Here is a 19,194-nt window from a genome sequence, read left to right on the forward strand (position 1 = left end):
GCGCCACCCTGCACGAACCGGCACACAAGATCACGTAACCACGCCGACCCAGATCAACTTCTCAAACACGCACTTAGGGGGTGTGGATAACCGCGACTCTGTGGAGTGGCGGACGAAGTCGGTTACGGCCGGCTGGACGGCTCTGCGAGGAGCCGCATTGTTGGTGCGGAAGAGTGCCGTCCGCCGCCGAGACGGCCGGGGATTCGGCTATCAGGTGGGGTCCGGGGCATGGCGGCTTGAGCGTTCGGACTCGGCGCCGGAAGGGGCTCGGTTCGGCATGGGGGTGGGGCCTGATTTCCACAGGTTGTGGATAAGTGTGTGGTCAGGTTCGGGCTTTGGTCAGGGTCAGGTCGAACTCTGCGCGCCGGAAGGGGGGCCGGAGGCCGTACTGCGCGGCCTCCTGTTCGTCGTTCGACTCGGCGAAGTCGACGATGAGGCTTTGTTTGACCGCGAAGACCGCGTCGGAGTCGAGGTAGGGGCTTCCTGCGACGAAGACGTGGGTCGTCAGGGGTGTGTGGCCGGCCGCCTGGACGATGAAGTGGATGTGCGCGGGACGGTACGGGTGTCGTCCGGTGGCCTGCAGCAACCGGCCTACCGGTCCGTCTGTGGGAATCGGGTAATGGCTGGGGACGACCGTGCGGAAACGGAATCGTCCTTCGGTGTCGGTGTGGAAAAGTCCGCGGCCGTTGCCTGGCGGCTGTAGGTCAGGTTGCTGGACGTCGTAGAACCCTTGTTCGTTGCACTGCCACACGTCGACTTCGGCGTCGGGAAGTGGCGTCCCGTCGGTGTTGAGTACGCGACCGGAGACCGCACATGGTTCTCCTTCGCCGACGAGATCGATGTTGTCGCCTAGGTCGCGTGGGGGCGAGTCCACCATGTGGAAGGGGCCCAAGACGGTGCTCTCTGTTCCGCCCGCGCGTTCGTTCAGGGTTTCCACGAGCATTGAGACACCGAGGACGTCCGAGAGCAGAACGAACTCCTGGCGGGTGTCGCTGCAGGCGTGGCCGACCGCCGTCAGGAACTGAATCGCCTGCTCCCACTCCTGGATGGACGGTCTCGTCTCGCGGACGAAGGCGTGCAGGTGCGCAGTGAGTGCGGTCAGGATCTCCTGGAGACGCGGATCCGGTGTCTTGCCGAAGCTCTCCTGGACGGCCCGGGCGGCAGTGTCCACGTTGAAGTCCACGAGATGCCTCCTATCCACAAGCTGTGGATAACTTTGCGCGGCGGGGAGGCCGGTGTTTCGTCCCCGGTCCGGGCGGCGCCCCGTCCCTTCCCATAATCCTCTCCTGTTGTGGTCTTCGCACGGCCGAATGACGCGTCAACGCTCCGTCGGGAGGTGTGCATGTAGCCTTCGCGACCGCCCGCGCCGGTGGTTCGGCGGCGTTTGCGCATGTCATGATCACGGTGCTGCGGGGCGGCGGGTTGTGTGTGGGGCTGGGGATTTCCGGTGGGCAGCGCTGTCCACCGGTCTCGGGGGGTTGTGGAGGCCGGTTGCCCACAGGGTGTGAACGGGGTGTGGGCGACACTCCGTCCAGGGTGGCGTTGTGGCTGGTCAGCAGGTTTTCCACGGCGTGGACAACGGGGCCGCGGGGTTGGGGGCAACCTGGGGAAGAATGGTGGACGCCGCGGCCGGCGGTCGTACCCAGGGTGTGCACAGTAGTTATCCACAGGTTGTGGATTCCGTGCACGGCGGTGCGGCGGGGTGGATCCTGTGAGAGGACGGAGGGCAGGAGGTCGCTCGAACCGTGGAGAACCCCGTTGTTCTGGGGATCTCCCTGTGGATGCGACCTTCTGCAGCACCGAGTGGCATGGTCCGGCGGATGTGTGCGGACGATGTTCACAGCCTGTGGATAAGTGTCGGCCGGAGGTGGGGAGAGGGATGTCGCTTCGTGGTCTGTACAGGTGCCGCACCATCCGGCTGAATGTCGGCATGAGGTCAAGTCTCGTGGCGTCCACGGCGGCGTGCGGGCGCGGCTGCGTACGATGGCCCGGTCGCTCCACGGTGCCTCCGACCTGCGAACACCAGTTCGAATCCGTGCTACGCTCGCGGAATGGGGCAGTTGCTGAACGAGCCGGTTCGCGCCGAGCACGACCCGGCGGGACGGCTCACCGCGTACGAGTGGCGGGGGACGCGCTACGCGGTCGACGAGGTGCTGAAGACGTACGGGACGGCCCAGGAGGGGCGCGTGTACCGGGTCCGGGTCACGGGCGCCGAGGGAGTGGCCGTCGCGGAGCTCGGCCGTGACGAGGATCGCTGGCGGATCCGGCACGTCTTCTCCGCCTGACCCCTCGGGTGGCGCCGTCGACCAGACCCTCTGGACGCGGGTGGACGGCGTCCAAGGGAGCCCGCTGGACCTGCTGACGGCCCGGATCGGCCGGCGGCACTACGCGCCGCACATCCACGACGAGTACGCCATCGGCGTCACCGTCGCCGGGCTTGAGACGATGCGCTACCGCGGCGAGAAGATCTACTCCGGCGCGGGCAGCGTGGTCGTGGTCGAGCCGGGAGAGGCGCACACGGGTGGTCCCGCCCTCCCCGAGGGGTTCGCCTACCGGTGTTTCTATCCGGATGCCGAGCTCCTCAGCGCTGCGACGTCGGGCGGCCCGTCGGCGCTGCCGCACTTCCGTGAGGCGATCATCGACGATCAAGGGCTCGGCGAAGCGCTCCGGCTCGCGCACCGCGCCTTGCGGCTAGGGGAAGACCCTCTTGAAGGAGAGTCACGCCTGCTGAGTGTTCTGGGGACGCTCGTGGCCCGGCACGCCGTCCAGACCCCGAAGATCGTTCCTGGCGGGCGCCGGGGCGACGCCGGACGGATCGCACGAGCCGTCACCGCGCGCCTGTCCGACGAACTCCTCACGCCGCCGACCCTCGCGGAGGTCGCCGACGGCCTGGAGCTCTCCCGCTACCAGCTGCTGCGCGCCTTCCGGGACACCGTGGGCATGCCGCCGTACGCGTGGCTCGCCCAGTACCGGGTGATGCGGGCCCGCACGCTTCTGGAGGCGGGGCACCGCCCGGCGGAGGTCGCGGCCCTTGTCGGGTTCGCGGACCAGGCGCACCTCACCCGATGGTTCCGGCGAGTCGTGGGCGTCACACCCGGCGTTTACCGCAACAGCGTTCAAGACAGCATGGTGCGCCGCATCGCATCCTGAACCCGTCAATCGGTCGCATATCCCGGGCCGCCATGCCGTCCGGCGCGTGTCGTCCAGTCGCCTGTCACGCGCCGGCCCCCGCGGTGACGTGTCGCGGGCCATGCGTCCACAGGGGCTCCGTCACGGAACGTCCGTCGAACCATGCTTGTTGAGGACGTTGGACGCGGACGCGCCCTGTGCGCTCGGCGCTCGTCCGGTGGGACGGGGGCCGAAGCGTTGATCAGATCCTGTCGCGGGATCGCGCGCCGGTAGGCGCCCGTAGTTGTGGGTCGCGCTCCTGGGCGGCGGAGCGGGCATCGGGAATGGAGGTCGGGGTGAGCCGTCGAGGTTGGGCGCTGTTCGTGCTGATGGGGGTGCTGTGGGGCATTCCCTACCTGTTGATCAAGGTGGCGGTCGAGGACGTCTCGGTGCCCATGGTGGTGTTCGCGCGGACGGCGCTGGGCGCGGCCGTGCTGCTGCCGCTCGCGATCCGGGCTGGGCGGCTCGATGTGGTGCGCCGGCACTGGCGTCCCCTGCTGGCCTTCACGGCGGTGGAGATCCTCGGCCCGTGGGCGCTGCTGTCGCACGCCGAGACCGAGCTGACCAGTTCGATGACGGGCCTGCTGATCGCCGCGGTCCCGATCGTCGGGGTCGTGCTCGCCAGGCTCGTGGGCGACGCCGAGCGGCTCGGCCCGGTGCGCTGGGCGGGGCTGCTGGTCGGGCTGACCGGCGTCTGCGTGCTGGCGTGGCCGCATCTCGGCGGCGGCAGCGCGTGGGCGGTCGGCGAGGTCATGCTCGTCGCGCTCGGCTACGCGATCGCGCCGATGATCGCGCTCCGGCGGCTGCAGGACCTCCCGAGCCTGCAGATGGCCGCGTTCTCACTGGCCATCGCCGCGGTCGTCTACACGGGGCCCGCGGCGCTCACCTGGCCGGACTCGATGCCGAGCACGCAGGTGCTGGCCGCGCTCATCGCGCTCGGCCTGGTGTGCACGGCGCTCGCCTTCATCGTGTTCTTCGAGCTCATCCGGGAGGTCGGCGCGTCCCGGGGGATGGTGTTCACCTATGTGAACCCGGCCGTAGCGGTTGCCGCCGGTGTCGTCTTCCTCAGCGAACCGTTCACCGGAACGATCATGCTTTCGTTCGCGCTGATCCTCGGTGGGTCCGTCCTCGCGACCGTGCAGCGCCGCCAGGCGCCCGGGCCCACCCCCGAACCGAAGGGCGCGCGGCGCGATCCGGCGGTCAGCGAAGGGTCACTGTGAACTTCGCGGGCTTCCCGATGTTGCCCGCGCGGTCGATCGCCCGGTATTCGATGGTGTGCCGGCCCTTGCCGAGTCTGCCGTGGGTGAGGCCGTCGATGACGGTTCCTTCCGCAGTGAACAGCCAGGGGGCGGACGAGTCGGTCGGCCAGCCGAAGTAGTTGAACCAGCCGTCGCCGTCCACGCGGAACTCCGTGACGACCGCGCCTGGACGGTCGTCCTCGCCCGTCAGCCGCATCGTGAAGGGACCGTCGAAGACGTAAGGGCCTCCTGGACGAGCGTGCGCCGCCTCCGACAGCTCGTAGGACGCTGTCGGAGGTTGCGCGTCGATCGTCCAGGCCCGGCTACGGGAACCGACACGTGCGACCAGTTGATGCGTGCCCTTTGACAGGTCGAGGCGTGCGAGATCGATGTCGCGGTCACCGCCCCGTACGCGTCGCCCGTCGATCTCCCAGCGAACGGTGGGCTCGCTGTGCGTCGGGTGCGTCGTCTCCACGTACACGACCGATTCACTGCCCACGGGCTTGTCGGTGGGTGTGGACGAAGTGAAGTCGACCGGCACGTGCTCTGGCGTAGTGGCGATGTCGGTATCGACCGTCCACGTGCGGGTCTGGGTGAGTGCCGGCATGGCGCGTATGGCCGGGTCCCTGACGAAGTGGGTGGGGTCGGTGACTTTCACCTGGACGGTGTGCAGGCCCTTCTTGAGTCGCAACCGGGCCAGGTCAAGGTCGGAGCCCTTCTGCACGACACGCCCGTCGACCGTCCAGGTCACGGACAACCGGTGCCTAGCCGGGTGCATGGTCTCCACCCACAGGACACGGTCGTCGCCCACAGCCGTGTCGTTCGGTGTGTGCGCCTGGATCAGATTGACCTTGGCTGAGATCCGCTGGGTCATCTGTTCGCGGCCGACCTGGTCGAAGTAGTAGCCCAGCGTCTTCATCATCGAGTGCTGGCTCGGCCTCCACACGCCCTTACTGAAGTAGAGCCCGCCCTCGTACCGCCCTATGGTGCCCCCGGACTCGCTTCGTTCACCGAGCCACCGCCACCACTTCTTCTTCTGCGACTTCATCTCGTGCTCTGTCAGCAGCGTGTGGTGGACGGACTCAGGCTCCGGACCGCTGTACGTCCCGCCCGGAACGCCTCGCTGGTAGTAGTCGTACTCGTCGTTCAACCCACCCAGCGAGTGCCCCAGTTCGTGCGGCGCGATGAGAGCCGACATCGCGTTCCCGCCCGACGCCGTCGCATATGCGCCGCCTGCACCGCCGTAGGTGTCGCTGTTGGCGAGCGCGAGAATCTGGCGATTTCCTGCGTTCGTCCCTGCGGCGAGATCCGCATACGTCTGGGCCGCTGTGGAGTCGACCGTTAGAAGCCGCTGGATACCGTCCTCCCTGCAGCCGCTCCAGAACGCCATACGCAACGGCGTCGTCCGGCGTGGGGAAGTCAGCGACGGATCACAGCTAACCCCAGACTCACCGGACGGAATCTCGACCGCGTACACGTTCATGTAGCTGCGGTACGACTTGAACGGCTCGATCGTCCACAGGTCGTTCAGATGCTCGGCGAGATGGGCGCGGAACTTCGGCATGTCCTCCGCCGTGTAGCCGTCGCCAAGAACGACCAGATTGAAGCGCTTGGCCGGATCTCCGGTGATTTGAACAGGGACGACCGTCGCGTCCTCGGGCTCCACCGCCTTCGCGGGCGCCGCCGTCAGGGACAAGACGGCCACGGCCGCCGCGACGGCCACGGCCACCCGGCCCGTCCACATGAGCAGACCTCCTCGCGTGGGCGCGCGGCGGGCGGGGTGCGGCCCGGAGGGCGCCGGCTCACCCCGCTGATCAAGCGGGGACAGTCCGGATTATCACCCGCAATCCGTCCAGTCGCTAGCGTTTGCCGCGCTGGCCGTCCGCGAGCCCCCGCGCGACCCGATGCCCGCCAGCCCGCCGCTGCACGGCCGCCGACAGGCTGGGCGCGACCCCGCCCAGCCTTGCCCCGAGGCGCAGCCCGAGCGGCGCCACGTCGACCTCCGCGATGTTCCGCTCGATGGCCCGGACGGTCGCCCGCGCCACGTCACGCGGCGTCCGCGTGCCGACGCCCTTGGGCAGCGTGACCCCGGCGTCGGCGAACATGCCCGCGTCCCGGATGAAGCCGGGGAACACCGTCGACACGCCGACGCCGTGCGGCCGCATGTCCTCCCGCAGGGCCAATGCGAATCCCCGCATCCCGAACTTTGTCGCGTTATAGAGCGACGCGTGGCCGGACGCCGTCTTCCCGGCGAGGGACGACACGAACACCAGGTGCCCCCGGCCACGTTCGGCCATCTGCGCGCCCGCGAGCTTCGCCATCACGATCGGCGCCCGCAGGTTGACGTCCAGCACGCGGTCGATCTCGGTCATCGAGTACTCGTCGAGCAGGCCGGACGCGGGCAGCGCCGCGTTCGCGACGAGCACGTCCACCCGGCCGACCTCGTCCAGCAGCAGCTCGGCCGCCGCACGATCCGCCAGGTCGGCCACGATGGCCCGGCCGCCGAGCCGTTCGGCCAGGGGTTCGAGGACGTCCGCCCGCCGGCCCGTGAGGACGATCTGCCCGCCGCGATCGGCCAGCGCGATCGCCAGCGCCCGGCCGATCCCGCCCGTCGCCCCGGTCACCAGGACGGTCGCTCCACCCAGCTCCATGACGTGATCCTTTCGGATCACATGCCGATGCGCCAGAGCAGCAGAATGATCGACGAAAGCACCAGCCCGGCCGCGCCGAGCGGGACCTCACCCATCGCGATCATGGCCGTGCAGCCCGTCGCGGTCAGGCCGGCGACGAGCACCATCCCCCGGCCGCCGGACGGCTCCTCCCGCGGCGCGCCGGAGTCGAACTCGCGTTCCCAGCGCCGGAAGTCGTCCTCTGCCATCGGTACTCCCGAAGGTCCGTCCCAGGGATTATGCGGCCGCCCGGCCACCCCCGCGCAATGGCGCGGACGTGACAGGACCCCCACCGGGATTGGACGCCGGGTCCGATACGGGCGAGGGGGTGCGGATCGCCCGCGAACGGTTGCTAGGCTGCTGAGAGCCTGGGAAAGCAGACGCTGATGCGAACGCGTCCCGGGTTTTGACTTCATAGTCGAGGTGAAGGGGTCCCACCATGAAGAAGCTGCTCGTTCTTGCCGTCGTCGCACTTGGTGGCTTCGCCGTCTGGCGCCGGATGCAGCAGGACCGCGCCGAGCTGGACCTGTGGACCGAGGCCACGTCGTCCGACAGCTGAGCCGCCGGCGATAAGGCCCCGGCGTGAACGAAGCAGAGCCGATCACCGTCGCCTGCCTCGATCTCGCCGGGACCACTGTCGCGGACGGCGACACCGTCCGCACCGCCTTCACGGAGGCGATCGCCGCACTGGGGATCGTCTCCGGCACGGCGGCCCACGAGCGCGCCCTGGCACGCCTCCGCGAATCACACGGTGAGTCGCAGATCGGTATCTTCCGGTCGCTCTTCGACGAGCCCCGCGCCCAGGCCGCGCACTTGGCCTTCGATCGCTCCTACGACGAGCTCGTCGCCGCCGCGGCCTGCAGCCCGTCCCCGGCGCCGCCGAAACCCTCGACCTCCTCCGCGGCGCCGGCATCAGCGTCTGCCTGCTGACCGCCTTCAACCGCCGCACGCAGGCCCGCGTCCTCGACACCCTCGACTGGTGGCACCGCGTCGACCTGACGCTCTGCCCCGAGGACGCCCCCCGCGACCGCCCGCGCCCCGACCTCATCCTCACCGCGGCCCTGCGCTTGGGCGTGGACGACGTCCGCAACATCGCCGTCTGCGCCGACACGGCCACGGCCATCCGCTCGGGCCGCCGCGCCGGCGCCTCCATCGTCGCCGGCACCCTGACCGGCGCCCACGACCACGACCGCCTCCGCACCGCCGGCGCCACCCACATCCTCCCCAGCGTCACCGCCCTCCCCGACCTCCTCCTCCCGGCCCCCGCCGGTGACACGTTGACCGCCGACCACCGGTAGGCTGGTCCCCGCCGCACGGGGCCTTAGCTCAGTTGGTAGAGCACCGGCTTTGCAAGCCGGGTGTCAGGGGTTCGAATCCCCTAGGCTCCACCAGCCAAAGAGCCCAGGTCAGAACCGAAGTTCCGGCCTGGGCTCTCGCCTCTCAGGATCTTTTCTTCCGCTTCCGTGCCCGTTGCGTGCCCGATCGCTTCTTGCCCTTGAGTTCAGCCTTGGCCATGGCGCTCAGGGTGTCGGCGATCTCCCGGTGCCGCTCGTCCGTCGCGTGCAGGTAGATCATGGCCGCGCGGTCGCTCGCGTGGCCCATGCGCTCCTTGAGTTCAGGGAGCGTCGCGCCTGCGATCGCTGCGAGGGTGTTCCCGGTGTGGCGCAGGTCGTGAAACCGCACGTCCTTGAGATTCGCCTTCTTCAAGGCCCGCACCCAATTACGCCGGAAGTTCGCCCGGCGGAGCAGCGCGCCTTTAGCACCGACGAAGATCAGCCCCTCGTCGCCGTCCTGGGCGAACTTCTTGACGTGCTCCTTCAGGTCGGGGAGCACGATTGCCGGAATAGGAAGCGTCCGGACGCCCGCCTCAGTCTTCGGAGGGCCGAAGTGAAGCGGCCTGCCGGTGACCTCCACAAGCGTGCGCTCGACTCGCACCGTGCCGGCCTTGAGGTCCAGATCTTTGCGACGCAGCGCCACGGCCTCACCCCAACGCAGGTTCGCGAAGGTCGCGAGGAGGACGAGCGCCCGGTAACGACGGTCGATCACCTCGGCCAGGGCGAAGACTTCCGCGATGCTGAGGACGGGTCGCTCTGCCGAGTTCTCAGCCCCACCGCCCTTGATCGTGCACGGGTTTCGCTTGATCATGCCGTCACTGACCGCCGTGCCCATGATGGCTTTGAGTAGCCGATACGCCTTGGCTACCGTGACGGCTCCGGCCCCCGATTCGAGCAGCCGGTTACGCCAGCGCCGCACATGAGCATCCTTGATCTCTGAGACGGCCGAGTTGCCGAAAGTCGGGATCAGGTGGAGCCGGACGAGCCCCTCATAGCGCTCGACAGTCTTGGGGCGAAGGCCAGGCCGCTCCTTGATCCACGCTTCCGCGTACTCCTTGAAGGAGACGTCACCAGCGTCCGGAGACAGCCAGTCACCGCTCTTGATCTCGGCTTCCTTGAGCACAAGCCATTGCTCGGCGTCACGTTTGGTCACGAACGTGTACGGCGCAGGTCGATCGATTCCGTCTGGCCCTGGGTAGCGAGCTTGAAACCGTCCCGAGGGCAGCCGCCGGACGCGTCCGAAGCGCCGCTTGCCAGCCATTACGCAGCCCTCCTTGGGGAGCGGAACCGAAGGGTGACCGGCTCCACGAGGCCGGACGCAACGAACTCACGAAGTGCAGACTCGGGGATGCGGACGAACCGGCCGACCCGCACGAACCGGATACGCCGTTCCTCGATCAGACGCCGTGGAAATCGTTCGGAGGTGTTGAGGTACTCGGCCGCCTCCGCCACTGTCAGCAGCCGGTCAGCCGGGGAGATGCCGGGTCGCTTGGTCACGCCGCCTCCGCAGTTGCCGAAAGTTCGGGGGTTGGGTTGTGGGTTGCTTGGTCGAGTTGCTTGCGTCGCTGGATGCGTTCGTTGATCAGCAGCAGTAGGCGTTGTTCTGCGGGTTTCACGTCCGGGTCGCCAGGCCCGGCCCGTTCCCAGACGTGCACGGCGTTCGGGTCGGCCGGGTTGGTGACGGGGACACCGGCTTCAGCGAGTCGTGCGAGGACCCAGGCTTTGCGGTCGGCTTTGTGGTCGGCGAGGGTCTTGCCGGACCATTTGCGGGAGACGAGGACGCGGCGGCCGCCGTAGCCGAGGTGTTCGCGTCGGTGTGCTTTGCCCTTGCAGTAGCCGGGTGTGAGGCCCTTGCGGGGGTTCTTGGGCTGGACGCCGTAGCGCAGCCAGTTCGCGCACGTCGGTGAGCACGGCTCGTACCGGAGTGCTTCGGCCATCCGGTCGACGTGCTCACGCTGCGCCGGAGTCTCGGCGTTGTGGCACTCGGCGACGCCCTTGACGAGGTACTTGGTCAGGTAGCCGATCAGCTTGCGCGACTGCGCGGAGTCGGCGAGGACGCCTTGTGCGTCGATCTGCCGCCCGAACTTCACCACGTGCAGCGGTTCGGCGTCCTCGTCCTGGCCGAGGGAATCAAGCGCCTCATCCCAGGTTGGGAGCACTTCACCGGTCGCCGGGTCGAGGTACCCGCCGTTCTCGCCCGCCGCCTCATCCCAGACCGGGAGCCGCTCCCCCTCGAAGACGACACGATCGGTCGAGGGCCACCACACCTGGTGGTACGTGGCCGCCACTACCTGCCGCAGCTCAGCCCGCGAAATGGTCCCGCGGATGGCCATGTGCAGGTGCGGAGCGAGCCGCCGTTGTGGTTCGACGGCCGCGAAGTACTGCACGTCGTAGCCGACGAACCGGCGAAGGTTCTGCACGAACCGATCGACCAGCTTGGAGAAGTGAAGCGCGTCCCGCGCCGCCCGTGTGTAGTCGTAGCCGTCCGGGTCGACCGGGGTTCCGTTCGAGCGCACCCGCCCGTAGGAGTCCAGGGTCAGGGTGAGGAAGATCGAGGGCCGGAACGCCTTGCCGTCCTTGCCCCGGAAGACCTTGCCGACCGTGCGGGAGTCGACCGGACGCCGGGGAAGGTCGGGGGCATCCTGCCGCCTACGGGTCGACCGGGTCCGCCGGCTCTTGCCCTGTTCTGTCTTGAGGGAGCCGCGGACCCCGGTGCGTTCGAGCTCGTTGTCGAGGTCGCGAATGACCGCGTCCCAGAACTCGGAGTCTTCCCCGTCCGCCGTACCGTCGACGGCCGCACGGTCACGGGCCGCCGCCGCATGCGCCCGCAACTCCATCCACGCCCGCTGTTCCTCGTCCGGGTCGGCACGTGTGATGATCGGTTCTTCGGTCAGGTGCCAGCCTTGACGGCACTGCACGGCGCGGAGCTTGCGCTTGCGTTCGGCGCACGAGGGGCACACCGAGGCCAGGGTGTGCCCGCACGGGACATACACCACCTCGGCCGCACCCGTGTTCAAGTCGACCCGCCGCATCGGCACGGGGCGGATGCAGACGCCGTGTTCGACCGCGACTGCTTCCAGCACCCCCCGCGCCAGCGGAGGCAGCGTCTTGACCACCGGTTCCGGACCGGGCTCGTCTGGAGCGTCGGGGGCGTCGAGGGTGGGTTGCCTCACGCCGCCTCCACATCGGGCAGGCCGAGCGCGACCATCGCCCGGATATCGGCATCAGCCACGTAGGCCGCCCGCACCCGCACCGGGTCGGGGGAGGCTTCCAGCCGGACGAACCCGACCCCCGCGCCGACCTCCGGAACCGATGAGATCTGGTCGGCCAGCGCACCACGGTCGCGGGCACCGTCACCGAGCACCATGTCGACCTGCTCGTCTTCATCGAGGCGCAGGGCGATGCGGTCGGGGAACAGGTTGCGCAGGTTGTTGACCTCTTTGCGCGCGTCCTGCTGCGCGCCGATGACGCAGTACCCCACCGACCGGCCCTGCGAGGTCAGCACCGCCAGCGCCGACTCGGCCCGCTTTCTCAGGTCGCGTTCGGGGCAGTAGGCGGTCAGGAACGCCAGCTCATCCACCACGATCACCCGGAACGGGAACTCAGCCGAGGGCGTGAACGAGCGCGTCATACCGGCGAAGCGTTCGGCGCGTTCGTTCATGTCCGCCGCAGCTTCCTCCAGGAGCTTGACCATGCCGCCCTTGGGATCGGAGGAGTACCGCCCGTACCGCTCGAACAGCACCCGCCCAAACGACAACTCCATCCGTTTCGGGTCGACGGCCCACACCTCCACCAGCCCACCGATCATCAACGGCAGCAGCGCGCGGACGGTCGACCAGATGACCGAGCCCTTGCCGGCCCCCGTCGCCCCCGCGATCAACACGTGCGTGCCGAGGAGCCGCAGCCGCCACGGTGAGCCGTCCTCGCACCGCCCGACCACCACGCCGGACAGGTCGACGTCGGAGGCGTCCGGGACGGGGAGAGCCGGTATCGGTTCGGCGAGGGCATCACGGCGGACGAACTCCAACCACACCCGTCCCGGACGGTCCCCGTCCCGCACCCGCGCCAGGGACGCGCCGAAGCCGTGCGCCAGGTTGGCCGTGACCCGCTCCCACGCGTCTGGGGCTTGACCTTTGAGCATGCGGACCAGCACCCGGTCGGACGTGGGACCGCAGCGGACGCGGACCAGGGAGGGCAGGTACTCCCTGCCCTTGTGCATCTTGGTCAGGCCCGCCGTGACCAGGACCGGTTGCCAGTGCCGCCGGTACACCCACACCATGCGCCACCAGGACCGAGCCGGACGGGCGATCCAGCGGACGAAGGACGGACGGTCCACCCCCGCCCACACACCCAGGCCCATGGCGAGGAGGGTCAGGACCAGGACGGGGACGGTCCACCCGTAGGCGTAGCCGAGCCAGCCGAGCGCGGACGCGGCCGAGACGGGGACGATGTTGCGGACCAGGAACACGAGCATGCGGACCAGGAAGCGGACGGCGTTGACGATGAGCACCAGGCCCTCGGGCATGTGCCACACCGGAGGCGCCCACTTGGGCGCCGCGAACGGGTCACGCTGGGTTTCGACGGCGACGTTCTCACCGGGGGCGAGCTTGCGGAACTCCCATGCCATGATGGGTCACACCTCTTCTTTGAGCAGTTCAGGGGAGAGAGAAGGGGCGGCCGGAGATGCGACCTCCAGCCGCCCCACTCGCTTGTCAGGCCGCCGACTCGGCCGACGCGCCAGGCACCGAAGCGCCGTTGAGGACGTGGAGCCGTTCCACCTCGGCCGCGTACCGCGCGAACGACTCGGCGAGCTTGCGCGCGACGGCCAGGTCTTCGGCGGTCGGAACCGTCGGGTTGGTCGGGGTGATGGTCACGTGCGCCTGTGCGTGCGAGATCACGAGCTGGCCACGGTCACGCACGCACAGCAGCGAGATCTGCTCATCCGGCCGCAGGGTCACGTTCACCGATGCCGTCCCGTCCGGGTCGACCGTGAGTGTGGTGTAGCTGTAGGCCCCCATCAGACAGCCGCTCCCTTCCCCGACGAACGGCGCGCCGAGGACCGGCCCGACGAGGGCGACGGCCGCAGCGGTACAGCCGCTCGACCTCGCCCGCGTACGCCGCCGCCTGCTCGGCCAGCCGCCGCGCGAACTCCACATCCGAGGCGCCCAGCCGCTCCGGAAGCGTCAGGGTGACCAGCACCCGACCCGCCGACACCGAGAACAGCGGAGTACGCGCCCGAAACGACTTGAACTCGGTCGAGGCCCCGCCGTCGATGGGCAGCGACAGCGCCGACATGCGCCCGCCCGCCATCACGCCGCATCCTTCGCGGCGTTGTCCTTGCCCGAGCCACGGGCCGCGCCGCCCTTGAAGTTGGCCGGACGCACCGCCGCCGCCTTGAGCGAGTAGGCCAGCCGCCCGGTACCGCTGTTGACGTACGGCGTGACCGCCAGGCCGTCGAACTCCACCGGCACGAACGGGAAGCCCGCCGGAGCCTCCGGCATCACCGGCTGAACCGGCGCCATCAGCTTGACCTTGAACGTCCCCTTGGACTCGGGGTCGGCGTCCAGGACCTCCACGGCCCACACCAGTTCCCCGGTGTCCTTGTCCCGCGCCTGGACGAAGTTCTCCCGGGTCGACCGGTCGAAGTCCCGCACCGGTTCGACACCGCCCTTGACGAACGCGCCGTAGGGGAACACGTCCCCGAACGCGACCTTGAACGGACCCTGCACCGCCATGACAATCGCTCCCATCCGGTCAACTGTCTGTCAGTTGACCTATCAAGTGCGATCCTAAGCGTATCCAGCTTGGTCTATCAAGTAACTAACCGGCGAGTGGCCGGATACGGTCACGCCAGCGGGTAGGCGTCTTCCAGCTCATGCAGGTCAGCAGGCAGGACCGTGTCAATCACCATCAGCGGACGACCAGCAGCGTCCCGAGCCGTCGCGTACACGACCAGGACGGGCGTCCCTTCACTCATCGACAAGGCGCCCGCCTCCTCACCTGTCGGCATCCTCGCGACGATGTGCTCGATGACGTGATCGAGCTTCACATCCTTGCGGGACTCCAGATGCTCCCGCACACCTTGTTTGAGCGGTTCGGCGCTGGTGAGGTTGGTCCCCTCCGCCAGGTCCAGCGGCAGCCACAGGGACAGGAGTTCAGACGGCGAGCCGTCAGCCGTCAGCAGCCGCCGGCGAAGGAACGCCTTGCTGGTAGACCCGAGGCCGAGCAGGGAGCGGATGCGGTTCGGTGCGTCAACGACGCCAGCGGCCAGGACCTCACCGGGGATGGCCGCCTCCGAGCCAGCCAACCGCACCTGCCCCGCCCGTGCGCTCTCCAGCGAGGCCAGGGCGGGACGGCCCCGGACGAACCGCCCCTTGCCCTGCTGAGAGTCGATCCAGCCTTGATCCCGCAGAACCCGCAGGGCCGCCACCACGGTCGGGCGACTCACCCCGAACTCTTCGATGAGCTGGTGTTCGCTCGGCATCGCCGAGCCGGGGGCGTACCGGCCGGACTCGATGCGCCGTTGAAGTTCCGCGACAAGCTGGGCGTACTTGGGGGGTACGGATTCTAGGCTCATCTCGTCCGTCCATCATCCGACAGGTTGTCTTACCAGGTCAGCGCTAATCTACGCCGAACCCCTCCCGGCTGTCACGACTAACGGACGCCAGCAGGCCCGACTACGCCAGCAGGAGCAGCCGACCCAACCGCCTCAGCCATCCGGGTCGCAAGCTCCATCGGCGTCGCCGCTTCTAGGAGCACCCACCGCGCCGACCATGGCAAGACAGCCCACCACCGCAACGTATGGTGCCCGAACCAGACCGACGAGCCGGGGAACCGGCGTTGCAGGGTGACGACCGCCGCGGTCACATCGTCCGGTGCGTCCCCGGCCCACGGCATCACGGCCGGTGCCCCAGCGGGTAGGAGGCGGCCGGTTCGGTCATAAACGCGGTGATGCGGTCGGCGGCCCCGTCCAGGTCCTTCACCGGGTGAAGGTTGTCCACCCGCCACCAGGAGACCACTCCTTTGCGACGGTTCACCACGACATAGCCGACGACATCCTTGGCCGTCCCGCCGGGCCGGGTGACCGTCAGTCCGGGTATCGCGTCGCGCATCTGCACGCACAGGCCACGGGCGACCAAGGCCCGACACAGGGCACCCAACACGCGCAGTTCGGCGTCGCGGGACAGCGAAGGACTCATCACCTGTTCTCGCTTTCGTTGGAAGCAGAGCCGGAGGCGCGGGGCCAGGTCCGTCCCTCCCACACGCGTGACCTGCTGGGGGAAACGGGGGCGATCACGCGACGGACCGTCCTCGCCGCGCCGCCGGCTCTGCCGTTCAATGCGCTATGGCCAGCCCCTCGGGCCAGCCGCACAGCGCTAGTCGAAGTGGTCGTTCGCCGAGCCGTTGAGCTGCCCGGCCTGTGCGGTCACAAAGCGAGCTACCTTGCCCGCCGCGCCCGCCACGTCATCGACCGGGTGCTTGCTGTCGTCGCGTCGCCAGGTGAACGTCCGGCCCGAGGCCCCGACGAACACCCACACGAACAGGCCCGGATTAGCAGTAGCCACCAGCAGCCCCGGCATTGCCTCATCCAGCCGGACGGCCAGGCCCAGACCCAGGAGGGAGGCCCGCAGATCAGCCAGAAGCCGCAACTCGACATCCCGCGCGTTCACGACCCCGCACCATCCCGCCGCCCGGACGCACGACCCGACCCCAGACAGTCAGGGCAGGAGTCCCGACGACTGTCAGCCGGAACGCCCGCCACGTGCCCCGGCGTCAACGTCCGCCGCGCCACACGCCGCTTGAACCCGCGGCCCCTGCAAGAGGTGCAATCGCTCGCCATGACGACACCGTGCCAACAAGTCACGTTGCGTCACGACGCCGTGATCATCTCGTCTCGCACATCAACGTCTTACAACCGTCTCGACTTTGTCTCGTCTTCAACGTCACGCCGCGCCTAGCCTGGTGAACGTCGACCAGAGAGGACGGCCGGTGTCTCCCCAACCGATCCTGCTGCAAGTCGTGATCCGCCAGCACCGCCTACAGCGGTACGGCATGTTCCAGGCCGCCTACAACGAGGCCGCCAAGAAGGTCTCGCCCGAGCTGGCGGGCACCGCACCGAGCCGCGCCCAGCTCCACCGCTGGACGTCCGGGGAACTCAAACGCCTTCCCTACACAGATCACTGCCGGGTCCTGGAGGCGATGTTCCCCGAGTGGACGGCCGACGAGCTGTTCGCCCCATGTCCGCCTCACGTCCTGGCGCACGAGCCCGCCGCCCATACCCGCAGCGACGAGCGCGCCGACCTTGAGTCGACCGCCGACCGAGTAGGCCCCAACCCCTACGCCGACGTCACCGCTGTGTTCGCCACCCGCGCCGAGTTCTCATTCGCACACCCGCCGCACGCCCTACTCGACGGCGCGAGCAGCATCCGGGCCGCCGGCCTCTCCCTCAACATGCTGTGCCAGCAGTACCCCGACCAGCGTCTCTACCGGCTCATCGAAGACGGCGCCACCTTGCAAGCCCTGTTCCTGGACCCCGAAGGGGAGGCCATCCGAGCCCGCGAACAGGAAGAGGGCTACACGGACAACCACCTGACGACCCTCACCCGCCTGAACATCGAGGTCCTGACGCGCCTACGCAAGCGCCTCTCGCCCGAGGCCCAAGACCGGCTGTCCGTCGCCGTCTATGACGAGACGATCCGGTTCAACATCACGCTCATCAACGACAAGCTATGCGTGATGCAGCCCTACCTACCGAACGCCCGCGGAGTCGACTCGCCCACGTTCCTCGCCGAGCGCAACTCGACCGGCACCGGCCTGTATGGGACGTTCGAAGAGATCTTCACCGCGCTATGGGAACGAGGCCGAACCGTATGACCGACGCACCCACCGCACTCCTACCCGTCGCACTCCGAGCAGCGGAGATAGCCAGCGACCTAGTGCGCACGCGCGTCCCCGGCCTGCTCACCGCCAAGGGTGACCGCGACATGGCCAGCGAAGTTGACTACGCCGTAGAACGCGCGGTCCGCGACTACCTTAAAGAGCGAACCCCGGACATCGCCATACTCGGCGAAGAAGAAGGCATCAGCGGAGACACTGCTGGCGACCTCATGTGGGCCATCGATCCGGTAGACGGCACCGCCAACTTCGTTCGCAACATCCCGCTCTGCGGATTCTCACTCGGCCTGATCGAACGGGGCCGCCCCGTGGTGGGCGTCATCGACCTACCGTTCCTAGGCACCCGCTACCACGCAGCCCAGCACACCGGCGCCTACCTCGAAGACCGCCGCATACAAGCCAGCATGACCACCGACCTCAAAGACGCCATCGTTGCCATCGGTGACTATGCCGTAGGCGAGGGAGCCGAAGCCAAGAACCGCCAACGCATCGCCCTAACCGAACGCCTAGCCGCCAACGTCCAACGAATCCGCATGCTCGGCTCAGCCGCTATAGATCTCGCATGGGTAGCCGAAGGCAAGCTAGACGCGAGCATCACGCTCTCAAACAAGCCATGGGACACAGCCGCCGGCGTCATCATCGCCCGGGAAGCAGGAGCCATGGTCATCGACAAGGATGGCACAGACCACACCTTGAAGTCAGCGGCAACGATTGCGACTACGTCAACTCTAGCTAATGCCTTTCTCGACCATATAAGCTATTGCATATTCGGTGTGAGTTGACGGCCATTTATGGTGAGAAAATCAGAGCGCCTTCGAAGCCGGGACAATCAACCACAGTTGGCCGCCCTCCGTCGGCTGCAGAGCAGCGATTTCTGATCGTCAATGCGTACATATGCATTCCATGTAGACAGTAATAGAAAACCTCTTCATCGATCTGAACTTGATCACCGGTTTCGTAGCCTAGCCAAGGGCAACTGTCAACAAGACGTCGATCCACAACCCCCGCCCTGTGTACGATTACATTGCGTAGTTGCTGGCTCTGGAAAAGGGACCTCTTTACTCGCGGATCTACAACCCCGCCGAGTCCGATCGCCTCCAGGAGGGGCTCGTACTTAGTGACGCCGCTCTTCAGGTCGACCTTCAGGTCTCGCTGCAACTCCGTAACGATCAGTCGCGCCCGTTCGTCCTCGCTCAATTGAATAAATTCACCCAGAGGAATCTTTATCTTCGAGATGGGAGACGTCTTAGTGATATCGGGCTTGTATTTGATCCAACTTTCTACCAGATCTTCAATAAGTGCTTCTAGTGACCCCCATGCTCCTACTAGTGCATGTGCGTGAAGTAGTGGAAACCCCTTCTCTTTCTCCTTTTGGGCTAGATCTGCTTTTCTTTTGGCGTCGGCAACTCTCTTTGCTTTGCCTTCGTCTGCATCGTCGAAAATTGCATCAAAAAGTTCGGGTCGCAAAATGAGCCCATGAAACCCTTCATGTGTGAGATGTATGAGATTCTCAATGTCCGCACTTTGTTTAGAGTAGCGACTAAAGGGCTTTTGCCATATGCGCCGATTGCGTTCGGAGGGTGACTCGATCGACATGTATCGATCGTACGCTCACTACGCCTGTGGCTGAAGTAGATTTAGGCTCCCAGCCCAGAGCGGATCACTGCGAGTCGGTTGTTGCTCAGAGGCTTGCCGAATTGGGCTGTTTAGGATCAAGGGGCGGCGGCGCTCAGGCCGCTGCGCGGCCCCGCGCCTGGCCGCCCGGAGCGTGCGGCGTGGGCGCCGGTCACCGGACGGCCGCGCCGGGCCGCGCGTCCTGCCACCGCCGCCCCGTCCGCCAGGTGCCGGCGGTCAACGGGTCCGCGCCGCCGACCCGTACCCTTGTTGGTG

At 67.7% G+C, this 19,194-nt stretch carries 22 protein-coding genes and 1 tRNA gene; 9 read left to right on the forward strand and 14 right to left on the reverse strand.

The window, feature by feature from the left end:
• Nucleotides 1-322 precede the first annotated feature (322 nt).
• On the reverse strand, nt 323-1,183 hold the full coding sequence (locus tag IEZ03_RS12680; protein ID WP_184890187.1) for a dioxygenase family protein: 861 nt from the start codon (nt 1,181-1,183) through the stop codon (nt 323-325).
• A gap of 868 nt (nt 1,184-2,051) precedes the next feature.
• Here IEZ03_RS12680 and IEZ03_RS12685 point away from each other — a divergent pair.
• From IEZ03_RS12685 to IEZ03_RS12695, 3 genes are all read left to right on the forward strand, one after another.
• Nucleotides 2,052-2,285 carry a hypothetical protein gene (locus IEZ03_RS12685; RefSeq protein ID WP_184890188.1) on the forward strand — a complete coding sequence of 78 codons (234 nt, stop codon included), beginning with the start codon at nt 2,052-2,054 and terminating at the stop codon, nt 2,283-2,285.
• Nucleotides 2,242-3,150: a helix-turn-helix transcriptional regulator gene (locus tag IEZ03_RS12690; protein WP_184890189.1), complete on the forward strand. Its 909-nt coding sequence runs from the start codon at nt 2,242-2,244 to the stop codon at nt 3,148-3,150. The genes IEZ03_RS12685 and IEZ03_RS12690 overlap by 44 nt, the downstream gene beginning before the upstream one ends.
• 314 nt (nt 3,151-3,464) lie before the next feature.
• Nucleotides 3,465-4,388 (forward strand): DMT family transporter, encoded by a 924-nt coding sequence (locus IEZ03_RS12695; protein WP_184890190.1) that lies wholly within the window; start codon nt 3,465-3,467, stop codon nt 4,386-4,388.
• On the opposite strand, the gene IEZ03_RS12700 is transcribed toward IEZ03_RS12695, so the two are convergent.
• The 3 genes from IEZ03_RS12700 to IEZ03_RS12710 all read right to left on the reverse strand — a co-directional run bounded on the left by IEZ03_RS12700 (nt 4,369) and on the right by IEZ03_RS12710 (nt 7,284).
• Nucleotides 4,369-6,150: a M64 family metallopeptidase gene (locus IEZ03_RS12700; RefSeq protein ID WP_184890191.1), complete on the reverse strand. Its 1,782-nt coding sequence runs from the start codon at nt 6,148-6,150 to the stop codon at nt 4,369-4,371. The two genes, IEZ03_RS12695 and IEZ03_RS12700, sit on opposite strands and share 20 nt — an antisense overlap.
• A gap of 115 nt (nt 6,151-6,265) precedes the next feature.
• Nucleotides 6,266-7,057, reverse strand: a complete 792-nt coding sequence (locus IEZ03_RS12705; RefSeq protein WP_184890192.1) for an SDR family NAD(P)-dependent oxidoreductase — start codon at nt 7,055-7,057, stop codon at nt 6,266-6,268.
• A gap of 17 nt (nt 7,058-7,074) precedes the next feature.
• Nucleotides 7,075-7,284: a hypothetical protein gene (locus IEZ03_RS12710; protein ID WP_132050546.1), complete on the reverse strand. Its 210-nt coding sequence runs from the start codon at nt 7,282-7,284 to the stop codon at nt 7,075-7,077.
• Between the two features lie 230 nt (nt 7,285-7,514).
• On the opposite strand from IEZ03_RS12710, the gene IEZ03_RS37790 reads away from it, so the two are divergent.
• The 4 genes from IEZ03_RS37790 (at nt 7,515) to IEZ03_RS12720 (ending at nt 8,466) form a co-directional block, all read left to right on the forward strand.
• Nucleotides 7,515-7,634 carry a DLW-39 family protein gene (locus IEZ03_RS37790; RefSeq protein ID WP_221480955.1) on the forward strand — a complete coding sequence of 40 codons (120 nt, stop codon included), beginning with the start codon at nt 7,515-7,517 and terminating at the stop codon, nt 7,632-7,634.
• Between the two features lie 23 nt (nt 7,635-7,657).
• The gene (locus IEZ03_RS37795; RefSeq protein WP_229808255.1) at nt 7,658-8,005 is read left to right on the forward strand and encodes a hypothetical protein; all 348 of its coding nucleotides are present in this window, start codon (nt 7,658-7,660) and stop codon (nt 8,003-8,005) included.
• Entirely contained in the window at nt 7,933-8,373 is a 441-nt protein-coding gene (locus tag IEZ03_RS37800) for an HAD family hydrolase (protein ID WP_229808296.1), read from the forward strand. The genes IEZ03_RS37795 and IEZ03_RS37800 overlap by 73 nt, the downstream gene beginning before the upstream one ends.
• 17 nt (nt 8,374-8,390) lie before the next feature.
• Nucleotides 8,391-8,466 (forward strand) — tRNA-Ala (locus IEZ03_RS12720).
• A 49-nt stretch (nt 8,467-8,515) separates the two neighbouring features.
• Here IEZ03_RS12720 and IEZ03_RS12725 read toward each other — a convergent pair.
• The 9 genes from IEZ03_RS12725 to IEZ03_RS12765 all read right to left on the reverse strand — a co-directional run bounded on the left by IEZ03_RS12725 (nt 8,516) and on the right by IEZ03_RS12765 (nt 16,079).
• Nucleotides 8,516-9,670, reverse strand: coding sequence for a tyrosine-type recombinase/integrase (locus IEZ03_RS12725; RefSeq protein WP_184890193.1), 1,155 nt, complete (start codon nt 9,668-9,670; stop codon nt 8,516-8,518).
• Nucleotides 9,670-9,906, reverse strand: coding sequence for an excisionase family DNA-binding protein (locus tag IEZ03_RS12730; protein ID WP_308427965.1), 237 nt, complete (start codon nt 9,904-9,906; stop codon nt 9,670-9,672). Before IEZ03_RS12730 ends, IEZ03_RS12725 begins: the two co-directional genes overlap by 1 nt.
• Nucleotides 9,903-11,582, reverse strand: a complete 1,680-nt coding sequence (locus IEZ03_RS12735) for a replication initiator (RefSeq protein ID WP_312883186.1) — start codon at nt 11,580-11,582, stop codon at nt 9,903-9,905. The genes IEZ03_RS12730 and IEZ03_RS12735 overlap by 4 nt, the downstream gene beginning before the upstream one ends.
• On the reverse strand, nt 11,579-13,036 hold the full coding sequence (locus IEZ03_RS12740; RefSeq protein WP_229808256.1) for an FtsK/SpoIIIE domain-containing protein: 1,458 nt from the start codon (nt 13,034-13,036) through the stop codon (nt 11,579-11,581). The genes IEZ03_RS12735 and IEZ03_RS12740 overlap by 4 nt, the downstream gene beginning before the upstream one ends.
• A gap of 85 nt (nt 13,037-13,121) precedes the next feature.
• Complete coding sequence (locus IEZ03_RS12745) at nt 13,122-13,427, reverse strand: hypothetical protein (protein WP_184890194.1); 306 nt, start codon at nt 13,425-13,427, stop codon at nt 13,122-13,124.
• A 291-nt stretch (nt 13,428-13,718) separates the two neighbouring features.
• The gene (locus tag IEZ03_RS12750; protein ID WP_229808257.1) at nt 13,719-14,159 is read right to left on the reverse strand and encodes a plasmid replication, integration and excision activator; all 441 of its coding nucleotides are present in this window, start codon (nt 14,157-14,159) and stop codon (nt 13,719-13,721) included.
• Nucleotides 14,160-14,254: 95 nt separating this feature from the next.
• Nucleotides 14,255-14,986: a GntR family transcriptional regulator gene (locus tag IEZ03_RS12755; RefSeq protein ID WP_184890196.1), complete on the reverse strand. Its 732-nt coding sequence runs from the start codon at nt 14,984-14,986 to the stop codon at nt 14,255-14,257.
• Nucleotides 14,987-15,305: 319 nt separating this feature from the next.
• Entirely contained in the window at nt 15,306-15,608 is a 303-nt protein-coding gene (locus IEZ03_RS12760) for a hypothetical protein (RefSeq protein ID WP_184890197.1), read from the reverse strand.
• Nucleotides 15,609-15,785: 177 nt separating this feature from the next.
• Nucleotides 15,786-16,079, reverse strand: a complete 294-nt coding sequence (locus tag IEZ03_RS12765) for a hypothetical protein (RefSeq protein WP_184890198.1) — start codon at nt 16,077-16,079, stop codon at nt 15,786-15,788.
• 319 nt (nt 16,080-16,398) lie between these two features.
• On the opposite strand from IEZ03_RS12765, the gene IEZ03_RS12770 reads away from it, so the two are divergent.
• Both IEZ03_RS12770 and IEZ03_RS12775 read left to right on the forward strand, forming a co-directional pair.
• Nucleotides 16,399-17,283: a DUF5919 domain-containing protein gene (locus tag IEZ03_RS12770; RefSeq protein WP_184890199.1), complete on the forward strand. Its 885-nt coding sequence runs from the start codon at nt 16,399-16,401 to the stop codon at nt 17,281-17,283.
• Nucleotides 17,280-18,086: an inositol monophosphatase family protein gene (locus IEZ03_RS12775; protein WP_184890200.1), complete on the forward strand. Its 807-nt coding sequence runs from the start codon at nt 17,280-17,282 to the stop codon at nt 18,084-18,086. The genes IEZ03_RS12770 and IEZ03_RS12775 overlap by 4 nt, the downstream gene beginning before the upstream one ends.
• Nucleotides 18,087-18,093: 7 nt before the next feature.
• Here IEZ03_RS12775 and IEZ03_RS12780 read toward each other — a convergent pair whose 3' ends face one another.
• Nucleotides 18,094-18,900 (reverse strand): hypothetical protein, encoded by an 807-nt coding sequence (locus tag IEZ03_RS12780; protein WP_184890201.1) that lies wholly within the window; start codon nt 18,898-18,900, stop codon nt 18,094-18,096.
• Nucleotides 18,901-19,194: the final 294 nt, after the last annotated feature.

It is taken from the genome of Actinomadura livida, from assembly GCF_014648675.1.
GTDB lineage: Bacteria > Actinomycetota > Actinomycetes > Streptosporangiales > Streptosporangiaceae > Spirillospora > Spirillospora livida.

Bases quoted from the DNA above. Each gene is read 5' to 3' on its own strand.
- IEZ03_RS12685 (WP_184890188.1), top strand. From the start codon at position 2,052: ATGGGGCAGTTGCTGAACGAGCCGGTTCGCGCCGAGCACGACCCGGCG.
- IEZ03_RS12700 (WP_184890191.1), bottom strand. From the start codon at position 6,150: ATGTGGACGGGCCGGGTGGCCGTGGCCGTCGCGGCGGCCGTGGCCGTC.
- IEZ03_RS12705 (WP_184890192.1), bottom strand. From the start codon at position 7,057: ATGGAGCTGGGTGGAGCGACCGTCCTGGTGACCGGGGCGACGGGCGGG.
- IEZ03_RS12710 (WP_132050546.1), bottom strand. From the start codon at position 7,284: ATGGCAGAGGACGACTTCCGGCGCTGGGAACGCGAGTTCGACTCCGGC.
- IEZ03_RS37790 (WP_221480955.1), top strand. From the start codon at position 7,515: ATGAAGAAGCTGCTCGTTCTTGCCGTCGTCGCACTTGGTGGCTTCGCC.
- IEZ03_RS12725 (WP_184890193.1), bottom strand. From the start codon at position 9,670: ATGGCTGGCAAGCGGCGCTTCGGACGCGTCCGGCGGCTGCCCTCGGGA.
- IEZ03_RS12740 (WP_229808256.1), bottom strand. From the start codon at position 13,036: ATGGCATGGGAGTTCCGCAAGCTCGCCCCCGGTGAGAACGTCGCCGTC.
- IEZ03_RS12745 (WP_184890194.1), bottom strand. From the start codon at position 13,427: ATGGGGGCCTACAGCTACACCACACTCACGGTCGACCCGGACGGGACG.
- IEZ03_RS12750 (WP_229808257.1), bottom strand. From the start codon at position 14,159: ATGGGAGCGATTGTCATGGCGGTGCAGGGTCCGTTCAAGGTCGCGTTC.
- IEZ03_RS12755 (WP_184890196.1), bottom strand. From the start codon at position 14,986: ATGAGCCTAGAATCCGTACCCCCCAAGTACGCCCAGCTTGTCGCGGAA.
- IEZ03_RS12760 (WP_184890197.1), bottom strand. From the start codon at position 15,608: ATGAGTCCTTCGCTGTCCCGCGACGCCGAACTGCGCGTGTTGGGTGCC.
- IEZ03_RS12775 (WP_184890200.1), top strand. From the start codon at position 17,280: ATGACCGACGCACCCACCGCACTCCTACCCGTCGCACTCCGAGCAGCG.
- IEZ03_RS12780 (WP_184890201.1), bottom strand. From the start codon at position 18,900: ATGTCGATCGAGTCACCCTCCGAACGCAATCGGCGCATATGGCAAAAG.